Source organism: Burkholderia sp. BCC1998, from assembly GCF_905339875.1.
Taxonomy (GTDB): Bacteria; Pseudomonadota; Gammaproteobacteria; order Burkholderiales; family Burkholderiaceae; genus Burkholderia.
The window spans coordinates 89915-107441 of the sequence record NZ_CAJPHE010000022.1 but is presented as its reverse complement, the minus strand read 5'-3'; the positions used below and the strand labels follow the sequence as shown (position 1 = coordinate 107441).

The 17527-nt window shown below is 67.5% G+C and carries 12 protein-coding genes; 10 read left to right on the top strand and 2 right to left on the bottom strand.

The genetic code is table 11. The annotated features are described in order from the left end of the window. Positions 1–5 precede the first annotated feature (5 nt). From U5A56_RS29805 to U5A56_RS29760, 10 genes are all read left to right on the top strand, one after another. On the top strand, positions 6–1499 hold the full coding sequence (locus U5A56_RS29805; protein ID WP_321926015.1) for a histidine ammonia-lyase: 1494 nt from the start codon (positions 6–8) through the stop codon (positions 1497–1499). A 60-nt stretch (positions 1500–1559) separates the two neighbouring features. Then, positions 1560–2315 (top strand): histidine utilization repressor, encoded by a 756-nt coding sequence (gene hutC, locus U5A56_RS29800; RefSeq protein WP_321926013.1) that lies wholly within the window; start codon positions 1560–1562, stop codon positions 2313–2315. A gap of 230 nt (positions 2316–2545) precedes the next feature. Then, entirely contained in the window at positions 2546–6049 is a 3504-nt protein-coding gene (locus U5A56_RS29795) for an adenylate/guanylate cyclase domain-containing protein (protein WP_321926012.1), read from the top strand. 93 nt (positions 6050–6142) lie between these two features. Further along, positions 6143–7192 (top strand): patatin-like phospholipase family protein, encoded by a 1050-nt coding sequence (locus tag U5A56_RS29790; RefSeq protein ID WP_321926010.1) that lies wholly within the window; start codon positions 6143–6145, stop codon positions 7190–7192. 72 nt (positions 7193–7264) lie between these two features. Then, positions 7265–7876 (top strand): hypothetical protein, encoded by a 612-nt coding sequence (locus tag U5A56_RS29785; RefSeq protein WP_415749239.1) that lies wholly within the window; start codon positions 7265–7267, stop codon positions 7874–7876. A gap of 264 nt (positions 7877–8140) precedes the next feature. Further along, positions 8141–9040, top strand: a complete 900-nt coding sequence (locus tag U5A56_RS29780) for a LysR substrate-binding domain-containing protein (protein ID WP_044845498.1) — start codon at positions 8141–8143, stop codon at positions 9038–9040. A gap of 162 nt (positions 9041–9202) precedes the next feature. Further along, positions 9203–9952 (top strand): SDR family NAD(P)-dependent oxidoreductase, encoded by a 750-nt coding sequence (locus U5A56_RS29775; protein ID WP_124488566.1) that lies wholly within the window; start codon positions 9203–9205, stop codon positions 9950–9952. Between the two features lie 74 nt (positions 9953–10026). Further along, positions 10027–11352, top strand: a complete 1326-nt coding sequence (locus U5A56_RS29770; protein ID WP_321926008.1) for an MFS transporter — start codon at positions 10027–10029, stop codon at positions 11350–11352. Between the two features lie 50 nt (positions 11353–11402). Beyond that, a complete protein-coding gene (locus tag U5A56_RS29765; RefSeq protein ID WP_321926006.1) occupies positions 11403–12248 on the top strand; it encodes a transketolase in 846 nt (281 codons plus the stop codon). After that, positions 12245–13243: a transketolase family protein gene (locus U5A56_RS29760; protein WP_321926005.1), complete on the top strand. Its 999-nt coding sequence runs from the start codon at positions 12245–12247 to the stop codon at positions 13241–13243. Before U5A56_RS29765 ends, U5A56_RS29760 begins: the two co-directional genes overlap by 4 nt. 160 nt (positions 13244–13403) lie before the next feature. On the opposite strand, the gene U5A56_RS29755 is transcribed toward U5A56_RS29760, so the two are convergent. Both U5A56_RS29755 and U5A56_RS29750 read right to left on the bottom strand, forming a co-directional pair. Continuing rightward, entirely contained in the window at positions 13404–15812 is a 2409-nt protein-coding gene (locus U5A56_RS29755) for a hypothetical protein (RefSeq protein ID WP_321926004.1), read from the bottom strand. 38 nt (positions 15813–15850) lie between these two features. Further along, positions 15851–17413, bottom strand: a complete 1563-nt coding sequence (locus U5A56_RS29750) for a DASS family sodium-coupled anion symporter (protein WP_321926002.1) — start codon at positions 17411–17413, stop codon at positions 15851–15853. Between the last annotated feature and the right edge of the window lie 114 nt (positions 17414–17527).

Here is a 17527-nt window from a genome sequence, read left to right as displayed (position 1 = left end):
CTGCCATGACCGTATTCCGTGCGGCTCGGCCGCTCGACTGGCGACAGGTTGCGACGGTGGCGGCCGGCGAGCCGCTGGCGCTGGCCGACGAGGCACGCGCGCGCGTCGTTGCCGCGCGCGAACTCGTCGACGAGATCGTCGCGCGCGGGATTCGCGCTTACGGCGTCAATACCGGCGTGGGCGCGCTGTGCGACGTGATCGTGTCGCCGGCACAGCAGAGCACGCTGTCGCGCAACATCCTGATGAGTCACGCGGTGGGCGTCGGCATGCCGCTCGGCGCGGCCGAAACGCGCGCGATCGTCGCGGCCGCGATCAACAATTTCGCGCACGGGCATTCGGGCGTCCATGCCGACGTCGTCGACCAGCTCGTCGCGCTGCTCGAGCACGATTGCCTGCCGGAGGTGCCGGCGCACGGCTCGGTCGGCTATCTGACCCACATGGCGCACGTCGCGCTCGTCTGCATCGGGCACGGCCATGCGCGCCACCGCGGCGAACGCATCGGCGGCGCCGACGCGCTGCGCCGCATCGGCCGCGAACCGCTCGTGCTCGGTGCGAAGGAAGGGTTGAGCCTGGTCAACGGCACGCCGTGCGTCACGGGGCTCGCCGCGCTCGCGCTGGCCCGCGCGGAACGGCTGCTCGACTGGGCCGACTGGATCGCGGCGGCGAGCTTCGAGAATCTCGGCGGGCAACTCGCCGCGTTCGACCCGGCCTCGCTCGCGTTGCGGATCTCGCCCGGCATCGGGCATGTCGGCGCGCGCTTGCGGACGATGCTGGCCGACAGCCCGATGCTCGCCGCGGCGAGCGGGCGGCATACGCAGGATCCGCTGAGCCTGCGCACGATTCCGCACGTGCACGGCGCGGCGCGCGACGTGTTCGCGGTCACGGCGGACGTCGTCGATCGCGAGCTCGCGTCCGTCACCGACAATCCGATCGTCGCCGGTACGCGCGACGCGCCGGCCGTTCATTCGCAGGCGCATGCGGTCGGCGCGGGCATCGCGCTGGCGATGGACAGCCTCGCGGCCGCGATGGCGCAGGTGGCGGCAATCGCCGAGCGGCGGCTGGACCGTCTCGTCAATCCGCTCGTGAGCGGCCTGCCGGCGTTTCTCGCGGCGCCGGGCGGCACGTGTTCGGGCTTCATGATCGCGCAGTACACGGCGGTCGCGCTGGTCGCGCAGAATCAGCGGCTCGCGGCGCCGGCGAGCCTCGACGGCGGCATTACGTCGGGGCTGCAGGAAGATCACCTGTGTCATGCGACGCCGGCCGCGCTGAAGGCGCTCGACATCATCGAGAACGCGACGCGCGTGCTCGCGATCGAGCTGCTCGCCGCCGCGCAGGCATACGACTTGCAAGCGAGTGAAACCGGGCGGGCCGCGTCGACCGACGCGCTGTGGCGGCACGTGCGCGAACGCGTACCGGCGTATCGCGACGACCGGCCGCTCGCGGACGACATCGCGATCGCGGCCGGCATCGTCGCGGGGGCGCCGCCGCCATTGCAGTGACGACCGGCGACGACCGGCGACGACGGGCGGATCATCCATTATTCATTCGGTCGAGGGTGCATGAACGAGACGGAGCGACAACTTTCCGCACGGCCGGCGAGGGTATCGAGCGAGGCCGTGCCGGCGCGCGCACTGCCGGCCTATCAACAGATCAAGCGCTACGTCGTCGAGCGGATCGCGAAGGGCGACTGGAAACCCGGCGGCGCGATCCCGACCGAGGCCGAGCTGGTCAAGGAATTCGGCGTGGCCCGGATGACGGTGTCGCGCGCGCTGCGCGAACTGACGAACGAACGCGTGCTGACCCGCATCCAGGGTGCCGGCACGTTCGTCGAGCGCCGGCATTACGAATCGACGGTCCTGGAGATCCGCAACATCGCGGACGAGATTGCGGAACGCGGTCATCGGCACAGCGCGCGCGTCGTGCTGATCGAGCGCAGCGTCGACCCGGACGCGATCGATGCGCTCGGGCTTCGCTCGGGGCCGGTGTTTCATTCGCGCATCGTGCATTTCGAGGAAGACGAGCCGATCCAGTTCGAGGATCGCTACGTCAATCCGGCGTTGTTTCCCGACTACCTGGAGCAGGATTTCACGATCGAGACGCCGAACCACTACATGGTGCGGCTCGCGCCGATCCAGCGCGCCGAGTTCCGGATCTATGCGGAGAAACCCAATGCGCAGGTGCGCCGGCATCTCGTGATGGAAATCGGCGAGCCGTGCCTGGTGTTGAAGCGCCGCACCTGGGTCGGTGAGCACGTCGCGACGTCGGTCAGGCTGTGGCATCCGGCGTCGCGGTTTCACCTGGCGGGGAAAATGTAGGGACGCGGCGAGCGGCCCGGATCGAGCCGAGGCAATCGGCGTGGATGTCCTGCGCGTCGGCGAATGATGCGGCCGCTGACTCGACCCGGCGAGTGACAATCGCGAAGAGCGCCCATCGAACCGTTCGTTCCTTCGCCCGTCGGCATGCGTACGCGCATTCACCGACCTGAATACCGGCAGCGAGTGGCGCATAATGTTTCGAGGTCGACCCTTGGCTGGAAGAGGGTTTTATGCGCTGCACAATTTGCGGATCGGAGAATCCTCCCGGTGCTGGGTTCTGCCAGGAATGTGGCGCCGTGCTGTCCCGCACCTGCCCGCAGTGCGGGCATGACGCAGCGCCGGCAGCCCGCTTCTGCAGCCATTGCGGTGCGCCGCTGGCGACACCTGCCGCCGCGGCGCCATTGTCCCGACCGTCGGCTCACGCGCCGTCGCCCACCCCGATTCATTACACGCCCGATCATCTGGCCGAGCGCATCCGTGCCGAACACGCGGCGATGGAAGCGCGCGGCGAGCCTGCCGGCGAGCGCAAGACCGTTACCGCGCTGTTTGCCGACATGGCCGGGTCGACCGCGCTGATCCACGACCTCGATCCCGAAGTGGCGCATCGCCTGATCGTGCCGGTGGTCGAGCTGATGATGGAGGCGGTCCACTACTACGAAGGGTACGTCGCCAAATCGCTCGGCGACGGCATCCTCGCGCTGTTCGGCGCGCCGATCGCCCACGAGGACCACGCGCAGCGCGCGCTCTTCGCCGCATTGCGCATGCAGCAGGCGATGCGCCAGCACGGCGACCGCATTCGGCTGCAGGAAGGCATTCCTCTGCAGATTCGCGTCGGCGTGCATACGGGCGAGGTCGTCGTCCGTTCGATCCGCACCGACGACTTGCACACCGAATACGACCCGCTCGGGCATACGATCCACATCGCGTCGCGGATCGAGGGCATCGCGGCGCCCACGTCGATTCTCGTCAGCGAATCCACCCACAAGCTGGCCGAAGGCTATTTCGAGTTCAAGGCGCTCGGGGCCACGCAACTCAAGGGCATTCCCGCGCCGCTATGCGTCTACGAAGTGCTGGGGCTGGGTGCGTTGCGCACGCGCCTGCAGCTGGCGGCGCACCGTGGTCTCGCGCGGTTCGTCGGGCGCGAAACGGAACTGGAACACCTGAACCGGGCCCTGGAGACCATGCGGGCCGGGCACGGGCGCGTGGTCGGCGTGGTCGGCGAGGCCGGCGTCGGCAAGTCTCGTCTGTTCCACGAGTTCAAGGAGCGTTCACGGCGCGGCGCGCTGGTGCTGGAGACGTTTTCGGTATCGCACGGCAAGGCGTTTTCCAATTTGCCGTTGATCGAACTCCTGAAGAACTATTTCCAGATCACGCCGCAGGACGACGAGCGGCGCTGCCGGGAAAAGGTCATCGGCAAGGCGCTCGCGCTGGAGCGCAGTTTCGAGGACCTCGTGCCGTACGTTCTCTATCTGCTCGGCATCGGCGAGGGCGGCTCGGTGCTGGTCGAGATGGACCCGCAGATCCGGCGCGAGCGCACCTTCGACGCGATCAGGCAGCTGCTCGTGCGCGAGAGCCAGAATCAGCCGGTTCATTTGCTGTTCGAGGATCTGCAATGGCTGGACCGTGAAACGGAAGCATTCCTAAGTTATCTGATCGACCACGTGCCGGACGCACGCATCCTGCTGTTGGTGAACTACCGGCCCGAGTATCGGCCGGCGTGGGCCGGCGCGGTTCATTGCAGCAGGATCCGGCTCGAGCCGCTCGGCCCGTCCGATGCGCAGGGGCTGCTCACGGCGCTGCTCGGCGAGGATCGCACGCTCGTGCCGCTGAAGCAGCTCATTCTGGAGAAGACGGAGGGCAATCCGTTCTTCATGGAGGAAGTGGTCCAGACGCTCGTCGAAGAGAAGTCGCTGCTCGGCGAGGCCGGGCGCTATCGCATCGTGGAGACGCCGGCGACGCTGCATATCCCGACCACCGTGCAGGGCGTGCTGGCGGCCCGGATCGATCGGCTTCCCGTCGAGGAAAAGGAACTGCTGCAGGCGCTTGCCGTGATCGGCCACGAGTTTCCGTTCAGCCTGATCCGGCGCATCTGCGGCGAGGTGGCGGCGCGGGACGACGAACTGCGTCGCCTGCTCGCCCATCTGGAAGCCGCGGAGTTCATCTACGAACGGCCCGCCTTTCCCGAGGTCAATTATTCGTTCAAGCACGCGCTGACCCAGGAAGTGGCCGGGCGCTCGTTGCTCACGGAGCGGCGCACCGCGCTGCACGAGCGAACCGCGCAGGCGATCGAGGTGCTGTTCCCGACGCGCATCGCCGATTACTGCAGCGAACTCGCGCATCACTACGGTCAGAGCGGCAACATTCCGAAGGCGGTCGAATACCTGCATCGTGCGGCGCAGCAGGCGCTGCGCCATGCGGCCCATCACGATGCGATGAATCACCTCGGCGCGGCGCTTGCGTTGCTGAAGGGCTTGCCGGACACACCGATGCGCGCGCATTGGGAACTGACGCTGCTGCTGTCCCTCGGGCCGGTCCTGATGGATGTGCGCGGGTATGGCGCGACGGAGGTGGGCGCCACCTATACGCGCGCGCTCGAGTTGTGCGAGCGCACGGGCGAGGTATCGCAACGCTTCGCGACGCAGCTGGGATTGCGGATGCACCACGTGGTGCGCGGCGAATATGCGCTCGCGACCGACCTGGGCCGGCAGATGCTCGGTACGGCCCGCGATGCGAACGACCCCGGCTTTCTCATCGAGGCCCATAGCGCGCTGGGTTCGTGCTTCTTCCTGCAGGGCGATTTCACGGCCGCCCGCACCCACCTGGAACAGGCGATCGCGATCTACGATCCGGAGCAGCATCAGGCCCACGTGTTCGCGCACGGGGTCGATCCGGGCATCCGGGCGCTCAGTTTCCTGGTGTTGACCCTGTGGATCCAGGGGTATCCCGACCAGGCGCTCAGGCGCAGCGTCGAAGCACTGGCGCTCGCACGGCACCTTTCCTATGGGCCGTCCCTGGCGTTCAGCCTGACCTACACGGCACACCTGCATCAGCTGCGGCGCGAGCCGACGCTTGCCGCCGAGCGCGCGGAAGCGGTCATTGCCGTATCGACCGAGCACGGCTTGCCGTACTGGCTCGCATGGGGGACGCTTCTGCGGGGCTGGGCGATGAGCGCGCAAGGCAACATCCGGGACGGCATCGCGCAGATGCGGCTGGGCCTCGACGCGCAGCGGGCCGCCGGCGGCGAAGACCAGCGGCCCTATTCCCTTGCGCTGCTCGCCGACAGTTACTGGCGCGCGGGCGACCGGCGGGCAGCGCTGGACCTGCTGGAAGAGGCGACGACGCTCGTCGAGCAAACCGGTGAGCACTGCTTCGAGGCCGAGCTGTACCGGCTCACGGGCGTCTATCTGGCCGGCGGGGCGAGCGAGCAGGAGGCCGTCGCGGCGAGCGAAGAGGGGGCCGTCGCGGCGTGCGACGAAGGGGCCGTCGCGGCGCGCGACGACAAGGCCGCCGGCTGCTTTCACCGGGCGATCGAGCGCGCGCGCCGCCAGGGTGCCCGAGCGCTGGAGTTGCGGGCGGCGTCGGACCTTGCGCGGCTGTTGCAGCGGCAGGGGAAAACCGTGGAGGCGAGGCGAGCGCTGTCCGAGGTGCTCGCCTGCTTCACGGAAGGTTTCGATACAAGCGACCTGCGCGACGCGAAAGCGCTGCTGGATGCATTGGACGCGCGCGCAGGATGAATGGAACAACGGCGCACGGCGACGGATCGCGTGACGACGTGCGCTCGATGACCTGCCGCTGCTCCGCCTGCGCGGAGCGCCGAGGAGACGGGCATGGCAACCACGCACGCAAGACGCGGCAACGATGGCCCGCGCAAACCGATTGCGCTCGCGTTGCAGGGCGGCGGAATGCACGGCGCCTTCACCTGGGGCGTGCTCGACCGCATGCTCGAAGACGGCCGGCTCGACATCGAAGGCGTCAGTGCAACCAGCGCCGGCGCGATGAACGCCGCGGTACTCGCGTACGGGCTGCACAAGGGCGGCGAAGACGGCGCGCGTCAGGCACTGCACGACTTCTGGCACGCGGTCGCGCAATCGGCGGAGCGCTACAACCCGCTGCGCTGGATGCCCTGGCTGAAGGGCACGCACAGCTTCGGGCTCGATCATTCGCCGCTGTATGCGTTCGCCGACATGATGCTGCGGGTCTTTTCACCCTATCAGTTCAATCCGAACAACCTGAATCCGCTGCGCGAGGTGCTCGAAAGCCAGGTCGATTTCGACGCGCTGCGCAAGCACTGTCCGATCCGGCTGTACGTGTGCGCGACCAACGTCGAGACGGGGAAGATCCGCCTGTTCACCGGAGCGGACCTCAGTGCCGACGCGGTGCTGGCATCGGCATGCGTGCCGACCCTGTTCCAGGCGGTCTCGATCGACGGCGAGTACTACTGGGATGGCGGGTACATGGGGAATCCGGCCATCTATCCGCTCATCTACAACTGCGCGACGCGCGACGTCGTGATCGTGCACATCAATCCGCTCGTGCGTCGCGGCGTGCCGATCACCGCCGCGGAAATCCTCAACAGGATCAGCGAGATCAGTTTCAATTCGTCGCTGATGCGCGAGATGCGGGCGATCGCGTTCGTCACTGACCTGATCCAGCAAGGCACGATACAACGCGGCGAGATGAAGGAAATGCTGATTCATTCCATTCGCGCCGACGATGCGCTGTGCGCGCTGAGCGTATCGAGCAAGTACAACGCGGATTGGGGATTCCTGAGCGAACTGCATGACCACGGGCGACGCGAAGCGGATGTGTGGCTCGCGCATCACTACGGAAACATCGGGCAGCGCTCGAGCATCGACATCCGCAGGGAATTTCTCTGAGCGCATCGCAGTCATGTCGGCATGGGGCGATTCCGCGCGGACGCCCCCATCCAAGGAGCGAACGTGAACCGGATGCAGGCGCGGTTCGTCGCGTTGTGGTCGTGCAGCGGCGGGACCCATGCCGAGGAGGTCTATCGCAGGCTCGCGCAATGCTATGCGGAGCCGGTGCGCCATTACCATACGCTCGTGCATGTACGGCGATGCTTGCGTCATCTCGACCTGGCGCGCGACGCGATTCCCGCGCCGGACGCCGTCGAACTCGCGCTCTGGTTCCATGACGTGATCTTCGTGCCCGGCGCGAAGGACAACGAGCAGCGTAGCGCGGACTGGTTCCGGCACCAGGCCGGGGGGCGAATCCGCGCGTGCGACCCCGTCTGCGCGATGATCCTCGCGACGACCCACTCGGGCATTGCCGCGCAACCGGATACCCGTTTCGCGTGCGACATCGACCTGGCCGCGCTCGGCGCTTCCCGCAGCCGGTTTCGCGAAGACGGCCGGCGTTTGCGGGCAGAGCGTCCCGATCTCGACGACCGGGCCTACGATTTTCATGAGCGGACCATTCTGCGCGGGCTGCTCGTGCGTCCGCGCATCTATCTGACGGAATTCTTCTACGTGCGCTGCGAGAGGCAGGCGCGCAGGAACCTGAGCTGGCGGCTGGGGTTGCCGGTTCCTGAACCGGAGTGACGACCCGCCGCGCCGACGCGATGATCGATCGAAGCGGTGCCCGGGCGCCAGGGCAACCTGACCCGACAGGCCCGCCACGCGTGCGTCGCGCGCCTAGGGAACCGGTGCGCGCCCGCCGGTCGGACCGCGTTGCGGCGAGCGGCGGCCCTCGGGCACTCTAGAATTGGCATGTAACGTATTGCAGTGGCCTGGCCCGGACAATGTTCCAGGTGTCGTTTCGATATCGCTTTGCCAGGCGATCTGCTCATTCCAACGGATACCAACATGCGCATCCCGCCGCTCAAGGCAATCATCGCGTTCGAAAGTGTCGCCCGGACCAAAAGCGTCAATCGTGCCGCGGAAGAACTGGGCCTGACCGCGTCCGCCGTGAGTCACCAGCTCAGCAACCTCGAATCGCAGATCGGCCAGCCGTTGTTCCAGCGATCAGGGCGCGGGCTCGTCCTCACGCCGACCGGCGAGCGCTATCTGGCGGACGTCACCGGCTCGCTGGCCGACCTGAGCCGCGCCACCGAGCGCGCGTCGAGCCGCGCCGAGGTCGATATCCTGCGCGTGCATTCGAGCCCGAGCTTCGGGCTGATGTGGCTGTTGCCGCGGCTGTCGTCGTTTCAGGAAGCGAACGGCGATATCCAGCTGAACCTGGCGTGTTCTTACGAAAACGTATCGTTCTCGAACGGCTTCTACGATATCGACGTCCGCCACGGCTACGGCAACTGGGACAACCTCGAGGTGAAGACGATGCGCGGCGAGTTCATCGCGCCGCTCGCGTCGCCGCAATACCTCGAACGGCATCCGGTGAACGCGCCGGAAGACCTCCTCGCGCATCGGCTGATCTATTCCGAAACGCCGCTCGTGCAGTGGAAGCAGTGGTTCGGCCGGGCCGGCGTATCGCTCGCGGCCCGCAAGACCTTCGACTTTTCATTCGACCGGTCGTACATGTCGCTCGAAACCGCCGCGCTCGGCCTCGGCATCGCGCTCGAAAGCCTGATGCTCGCGTCGGTGAAGATTCGCGAAGGCGCGCTGGTGCCCGTGTTCGACGAGACGCATGCGGTGGAAGTCGGTGCGCATCATCTCGTTTACCCGCGGCAGAACGCGGAACTGCCTCGCGTGAAACGCTTCCTTGCGTGGATCGAGCGGGAGGTCGCGGCGCAGCGCCGCGCGAACTGAGCGTCGCGCGTCCGGGCCGCGTGCAATATTGCGTTGCAGCACGCCGGAACGGCCCGCGCGGCGTCATCTGAAATTTTCTCAACCATGCCTGAGCGTTTCCGCGTTGATGCGGGTGTCCGGCGAGCCGACACTCTGCACACACATCAACACAGGAGACGAACGATGTTGCTCGACAACAGGACCATCATCGTGACCGGCGCGGCATCGCCGCGCGGTATCGGCAAGGCCACGGCCCGCACGCTGGCCGCCCAGGGCGCGCGCGTGGCGATTCTCGACTTGCGTCGCGAGGACGCCGAAGCGGCCGCCGCCGAGCTCGGGCCCGACCACCTCGGCCTGGCCTGCGACGTGACCGATCGCGACGCGTGCGTGGCCGCGGCCCGCGCGACGCTGGCGCGTTATGGCCGTATCGACGGCCTCGTGAACAACGCCGGCATCACGCAGCCGGTGCGCACGCTGGACATTTCCGGGCGCGACTTCGACGCGATCGTCGACGTGAACCTGCGCGGCACGCTGTACATGTCGCAGGCGGTGCTGCCGGCGATGAAGGAGCAGCGCGGCGGCAGCATCGTGTGCATGTCGTCGGTGTCCGCGCAGCGCGGCGGCGGCATCTTCGGCGGCCCGCACTACAGCGCCGCGAAGGCCGGCGTGCTCGGCCTCGCGAAGGCGATGGCGCGCGAATTCGGGGCCGACCGTATCCGCATCAATTCGATCACGCCGGGCCTGATCCAGACCGACATCACCGGCGACAAGCTGACGCCCGACATGCGCGAGGAGATCGTCAAGGGCATTCCGCTCGGCCGCCTCGGCGATGCCGCCGATGTCGCCAATGCGTGCCTGTTCCTGCTGAGCGACCTGTCGAGCTACCTGACGGGCATCACGCTGGACGTCAACGGCGGGATGCTGATTCACTGAGAACGGCGCCGCGACACGCGCGGCGCCGACCATCATGCACCCGGGACAACCCGGGGCCATGGCAGGAGACAAAGATGAGAGCAAAGTACCCCGCCTCGCCGGTTCAGGGCGAGCTGCTGCAACGGGACGATGCGCAGACGTTCGAAGCGGCGACCTATGCGAAGGTCGCGCGACGGCTGATCCCGTTCCTGATGTTGTGCTATCTCGGTGCGTATCTCGACCGGGTCAACGTCGGCTTCGCGAAACTGCAGATGCTCAACGACCTGCGTTTCAGCGAGACCGTGTACGGGATGGGCGCAGGCATTTTCTTTCTCGGCTACTTTCTGTTCGAAGTACCGAGCAACCTGATCCTGCATCGCGTCGGCGCGCGCCGCTGGCTCGCGCGCATCATGCTGACGTGGGCCGTGATTTCCGCGAGCTTCGTGTTCGTGAAGTCGCCCGCCGCGTTCTACGTGCTGCGGTTCCTGCTCGGCGTCGCCGAAGCGGGCTTCGCGCCGGGCGTGATCCTGTACCTCACCTACTGGTTCCCGTCGGCACGTCGTGCCAAGGCACTGTCGCTGTTCTTCATGGCGATTCCGCTGGCGGGGATTATCGGCGGCCCGCTGTCGGGCGCGATCATGCATTCGCTGCACGGCGCGATGTCGATGGCGGGCTGGAAGTGGCTGTTCCTGCTCGAAGCGTTGCCTTCGTTCGTGCTGGGCTTTGCGATCCTGCTGTATCTCGATGACGGCATTGCCGGCGCGAAATGGCTGACCGATGCCGAAAAAGCCTTGCTGGCGCGCAACGTGTCGGCCGACGCCGAGCACACGACCGCCCACCTGTCGATTCGTGCGTTCGTCGCCGACCGCCGCTTATGGCTGATGGCCGCGATCTACTTCTGCGTCGTGCTCGGCCAGTACGGCCTCACGTTCTGGCTGCCCACGATCATTCGCAAGGCCGGCGTCGCCGATCCGCTGTGGGTCGGCCTGTTCACCGCGATTCCGTATGCGTGCGCGATCGTCGCGCTGCCGCTGATCGGCATGAGCGCGGATCGCCGCCGCGAGCGCCGCTTCCATCTCGCGGTGCCGATGCTGATCGCGGCGGCGGGCTTCGCGACGTTGCCGATGCTCGGCAGCGTCGGCGCATCGATCGTGTGCCTGAGCATTGCGTCCGCCGGCATCCTCGCGTCGTCGTCGCAATTCTGGTCGCTGCCCACGGCGCTGCTCGGCGGGATGTCGGCGGCGGCGGGCATCGCCGCGGTCAACTGCTTTGCGAACCTCGCGGGCTTCTTCTCGCCGGCGATCGTCGGCTGGCTGAACGACCTGACCGGCAAGTCCACCGCCGGACTCCTCTTCATCTCCGTCGCGATTACGCTCGGCGCGCTGCTGGTGTTCCTCGTGCCGCGCTCCGTCAATCGCTGATACCCGCCGATTCGACCTGCATGCCTTCCGATCCAATACTGGAGCCAACGATGGATACCGAAACCATTCATGAAGCGGTCACGCTCGCCGAGCGCGCGTACCGCATCCGCAGAAACGCCGTGCTGATGGGCGAAGTCCAGGGGCAGGGTTATGTCGGCCAGGCGCTCGACATCGCCGACGTGCTGGCCGTCGCGTATTTCGGCGCGATGCGCTATCGCCCCGACGATCCCGAGTGGGAAGGGCGCGACCGCTTCCTGCTGTCGAACGGCCACTATGCGATCGCGCTGTACGCGGCGCTGTTCGAAGCCGGCATCCTGCCGGCCGAGGAGCTCGAAACCTACGGCAGCGACGACAGCCGTTTGCCGATGTCCGGGATGGCGAGCTACACGCCCGGCATGGAGATGTCCGGCGGTTCGCTCGGCCAGGGCCTGACGATCGCGGTCGGCCGTTGTCTCGGGCTCAAGCGCAACGGCTCGGACGCATTCGTCTATACGCTCTTTTCGGACGGCGAGCTCGACGAAGGCGCGATCTGGGAAGGGCTGATGTCGGCCGCGCACTGGAAGCTCGACAACCTGATCGCGATCGTCGACGTGAACAACCAGCAGGCCGATGGCCCGTCGACGCAAGTCATGGCGTTCGAGCCTCTGGTCGACAAGCTCGAAGCATTCGGCTGGTATACGCAGCGAGTCGACGGCAACGATCTCGACGCGGTAAAGCGCGCGTTCGACAACGCGCGCCGACATGACAGGCCGCAGCCGCGGATCATCGTCTGCGACACGAAGATGGGGTGCGGCGTGCCGTTCCTCGAAGCACGCGAGAAGAGCCATTTCATTCGCGTCGATGCGCACGAGTGGAAGCTCGCGCTCGACGCACTCGAAGCAGGGAGACACGCATGAGCACCGTCGACAACAAGCCGCGCCTGAAGACTTCCGCGATGATCGCGTCCATCGCGGCCGACGGGCAGGCGACCCGCGCCGCGCCGTTCGGCCATGCGCTCGCGAAGCTCGCGCGCACGAACGGCAACGTGATCGGCATGACGGCCGATCTCGGCAAGTACACCGATCTGCACATCTTCGCGAAGGAATTTCCCGAGCGTTACTACCAGATGGGCATGGCCGAGCAACTGCTGATGGGCGCCGCCGCCGGCTTCGCGCACGAAGGCGCGCAGCCGTTCGTCACGACCTATGCGGTATTCGCGACGCGCCGCGCGTACGACTTCATCCATCAGGCGATCGCCGAGGACAATCTCGACGTGAAGCTGGTGTGTGCACTGCCGGGCCTCACGACCGGTTACGGGCCGAGCCATCAGGCGGCCGAGGATCTGGCGCTGATGCGCGCGATGCCGAACATGACCGTGATCGATCCGTGCGACGCGCTGGACATCGAGCAGATGGTGCCGGCGATTGCCGCGCACAAGGGGCCGGTGTACGCGCGCCTGCTGCGCGGCAACGTGCCGGCCGTGCTCGACGAATACGATTACCGTTTCGAACTCGGCAAGGCGAAGCTGCTGCGCGACGGCAACGACGTGCTGCTGATCTCGTCCGGGATCATGACGATGCGTTCGCTCGAGGTCGCGAAGGCGCTTGAAGCCGACCGCATCGATGCAGCCGTGCTGCACGTCCCGACGATCAAGCCGCTCGATACGGCGACCATCGTTCGGGAGGCGTCGCGCAAGGGGCGCCTGGTGATCGTCGCCGAGAACCATACGGTGATCGGCGGACTCGGCGAAGCGGTGGCGACTGCCCTGCTTGCGGCTGGCGTCGCGGCACCGTTCCGGCAGATCGCGCTGCCGGATGCGTACCTCGCCGCCGGCGCGTTGCCGACGCTGCACGATCGTTACGGGATCTCGGCCGGCGCGATGCGGACCAATATCAGGACGTGGCTCGGTTGATCGTTTCAAGGCACCGCGGCCCGCTCGGCGGGGGGAGGCATTCCCTCCGCAAGCCGGGCGGGCCGGCTTCAGGGTAGCGTACCTTGCGCCCGGCCATGCGCGGCCGGGGGCCGACCCGTCGGCAACGCCGCCGGCACGGCGCCCGGATCGCGCATGCGCGTCACTCGAACGTGACGAACTGGGCAGACGACCACACCTTGCTGTCGTTGCGCTGCCGCCCGAAGAAATAGACGGGGCGGAATCCGAACGACGCATTTTCCGCCGCGACTTCGATGCTGCCCGCGAGATCGACGGGCAGCACTTGGTCCGTCAACCGTTCGACCGCGACGAACAACTCGGTGCCGCCGAGCGCATGCGTGGCCGTTCCTTGCGCGAGCAGGTCCGCGCCGCTGATCTCGAAGCGGAACGTCGGCGCGTGCACGAACGGATTGCGCTGCAGCGGATCGCCGACCTTCGCGAAGCTGTCGATCGTGCCTTCGACCACGATCGTCGCGTCGGCGAGATTGCCGATGTCGAGCTCGATGCTGTCCGCATCGCCATAGGTGTCGCTGCGGAACTCGACGTCGGTCGCGCCGGTACGCCATGCCGACTCCTCGACATGCTCGAAGCCGTTCGAGCCGAAGCGGTGGATCGTGCCGTTGACGACGCGGATCCGGCCGCGCCACGCGGCCCAGCGATAGCGGTCCCGGATGCGGGCGCCGCCCCAGCGCACGCGGATCAGGCGATCCGCGTAGCCGAGTTCCGCATGCAGGTTGCGTTCCCACACCCGTCCTTCGTGATCGTACGCGGCCACGTATTCCCATCCGGACTGGCCGAGCAGCCGGTAGTCGAGCCGCGCCGGCCCGCGATGCGCGAACGCATCGCCTTGCCAGTGATCGCCGCAACGCACGAGCAGCGCACTGTGCTCGCCGGTGGTCGCCCATGTGCGGCGCGCGCGCAGCGCGTCGCCGACGTGCTTGCGATCGAGCACGTCGGCGAGCACACCCGTCAGCCCGCCGTGCACACCGAACACCTGCACGCCGGGCGCGCCGCCACCCGGCCGGCCGCGATGTTCGTCGCCGCTGGCCGCGACGCCGAGCCGGTAGCCGCGTGCGATTACGTCCTGGTACAGCCAGCCGAAGTGCCCCCACGACGACGCGATCTCGACCAGCCGTTCGAGCTCGGGATGATGCCAGTCGGGGATGTAGCGGCGGCCGCCCACGTGCGGCATCACCAGATGCTGCGCGGCAGCGTCGGCATACGCATCCCACAGTTCCTCGACGGGCCAGCGGCCGAGCTCGACCGCATGACCTTTCATGTCCTCGTTCCAGACCAGCGTACGGTTGTGTTCGCCGCGCGCGTTGTACGGAAAATCCGGCCGCGCGTCGCCGAGGAACACCACGTTATGGTCGCCGCCCGCGGTCGAGCTGCCGCACCATTCCTGCACCGGATACACGACGAAGCGGCCCGGCTCGTTGAAGCGTTCGACCGCGTCGACGCCGAGCTGCCAGTTCTCGTCGGTGATCTGGAAATCGTTCGCGGTATAGCCGAGCACGTCGATGCCGCCGATGTCGCGTGCGTAGCGTGCGTTGTACTCGGGGCTGTTGGTGCCGACCGTGTCGTGCGCATGCACATGGAGATCCGCATACAGCGCGCGCGATACCGGCAACGACGCGTCGAGCGTCAGCCACGCTTCGGCCGCACGGACGTCCGGCCGCGCGGGCACGTCGGCCACGATGCGCAGCGTGCCGGCGTCGACCGGCAGGTCGTCGACCGCGCAGCTCGCGAATCCCGCCTCGGGCAGCGCATGTTCGCGCCGGTAGACGGCTTCGCCTTGCGCGTCATATGCAACGACGCGCGCGGTGCCGCCGACGTCGCGACACGCATTGCCCCAGCGGTCCTGCAGCGACAGCCGGAATGGCGCACGGGTGCCCGGCCGCACGAAGCGCGGGCCGTTCAGCAGTACGTCGGACGGCGCGCCGGCGCGGATGTCGATCGAGACGTCGCCGGGCACCGCGACGAAACGCGACGTGCCCAACGGATCGACGTACAGCCGGAACCGGAAGTTGTCCTCGGCGAAGGTCTGCACGCGCGTGCCGGGGCCGCGACGGCGATCGCCGAGACGGATCACGATCCGGTCGCCGGCGTTCACGTAGCCGTCGACGACGTCGACGATCACCGCCTTCTGGAACGGCCGCTCGTGCCCCTTCTGGTCGAAGCGCACGTTCAGCGCCTGCACGGTGGCCGGGCTCTGTCCCGGCACGAGCGGCGCCGCATGGTATTCGGCGCTGATGTAGTTCGCCGCGCCCGGGTCGCTCGTCTGGAACAGCGCCCAGTCGGAATAGAACTTGAAGGTGGCCTTCAGCCAGCCGCCGTCGGCGATGCCGGACGAGCCGACCTCGTAGTCGAGCACGATCTCGCTCCACTCGCCGGCTTCGAGGCGCGTGACGTTGCAATGCACGCGCCCGGCGAACGGCAGGCGCTTGTGGCGTTCGTACAGGCCCGCAGGTGCGACGTGCGGGCCCAGGCGGTCGCGCAGCGCGGCGGCGCGGGCTGCGACGGAATCGGGGACGTCCGTGGATTCGTTCATGAGGAATACAAAATGATGTCGTTGGAAAGCGGCGCGCTTCAATGCGCGAACGGCCAGGGCGCGCTCGCGTCCCAGACGGGGATGCCCATGTACGCGTACCACGGCGCGATCACGCAGAGGCCATAGACGATCGCGATCAGCACCGATACCGCGCCGACCTTCGCGTAGTCGGCCGTCGAGAACGCGCCGCTGCTGTACGCGATGACGCCGGCGGTGATCTGCGTGGGCAGCAGATAGGCGAAGCTGTCGGTATCGCTGACGAGCATCGTGAACGCGACCGGATGCAGCCCGAGGCGCGGCGCCAGCGCGAGCGCGATCGGCGCGATCATCGTGACGGCCGCGACGTTGGACAGCATGCCGATGCGGATCACGTGCGTGCCGAGCATCACGATCGCGATCGCGAGCCACCAGCCGTGCCCGTGCGCGGCGACGTAGATGTGATCGGCGGCCCAGTTCGCGAGCCCGGACGCACTGATCGCCGACGACAGCGACAGCGCACCGGCCAGCAGGAACAGCGTGCCCCAGATCGTCCGCCGCTCGACCTCGGCCCAGCCGAAGCGCAGCACGCCGGGTGCGAACAACAGCGCCAGCGCGATCAGCGCGACGATTTCCGACGGCAGGCGATGGAGCGGCTCGGTCGCCCACAGCACGGCGACGGCCGCGAACAGCGCGAGCACGGCCCAGTCGTTGCGGGCGGCGGGCGGTTGCGTACGGCGCATCGCCGCGATCGCGCCGGGGCCGCCGGGAAGCGCGACGGCGCGCGAGCGGAAATGGAACTGCACCCAGCCCTGCGTGATCGCGAACATCCCGAGATACGGCCACTGTAGCTTCAGCCACGTCAGGTAGGAGATCCGGATGCCGAGCTGCTTCTCGAGCAGGCCGGACACGACCATGTTCGGCAGATGCGCGGTGAGGATGCACATGCCGCTGATCATCGCGCCGTACACGAGCGTCTGGATCACGATCGCCTTGCGCGCGGCGCGTTCGCGCGGCGATTCGCCGAACAGCCGGACGATGCCGTTGGTGACCGGCAGCAACGTGGCGGCACGCGCGTTCGCGGCCGGCACGACGAGCGCCATCACGCAGTTCACGGCGAACATTGCCCAGATCACGCCGTTGGCCGTGCGGACCTTCAGGCGATCGAGCAGCAGCAGGGCGATGCGCCGGTCGAGCCCGCTCGCCTGCATGATCGCGGAGAACAGGAACGCGGCGAGGCACAGGAACACGACGGGCGCGGCGAAGCCGCTGGCCGCCTTCGGAAACGACGGGCTCGCATGCGACAGCACGAGCAGCATCGGCAGCAGGATGCCGCTCACGCCGACGGGAATCGCCTCGGTGATCCAGACGATCGCGACCCACGCGACGACCGCGAGCGTCGCCCGGCCCTCGGCGGAAAGATGCGCGGGCGCGGGCAACCACCAGGCGATCGCGAAGAACGCCAGCCACGCGGCGGCAAAACCGATCGCGGCACGCCACTGCGCGCCGCGCGATCGTCCCGCCGCGTGCGGATCGATGCGTGGCGCCGTGGCTGGTTCGGCCCGTGTCGGCCGGCTGCCCTGCACGCCATCGAGAGGCGGCGTGCCGATTGCGTTTTCAGTCACTGGTATGCTCCCCGGGGCATCGGGACCCCGAATCGCGGCCCCGACCGTCTGTCGAGATGTGATAATACGTATTAATACAAGTTGAGCATTCCAATTGCTTTTCATATCGATATC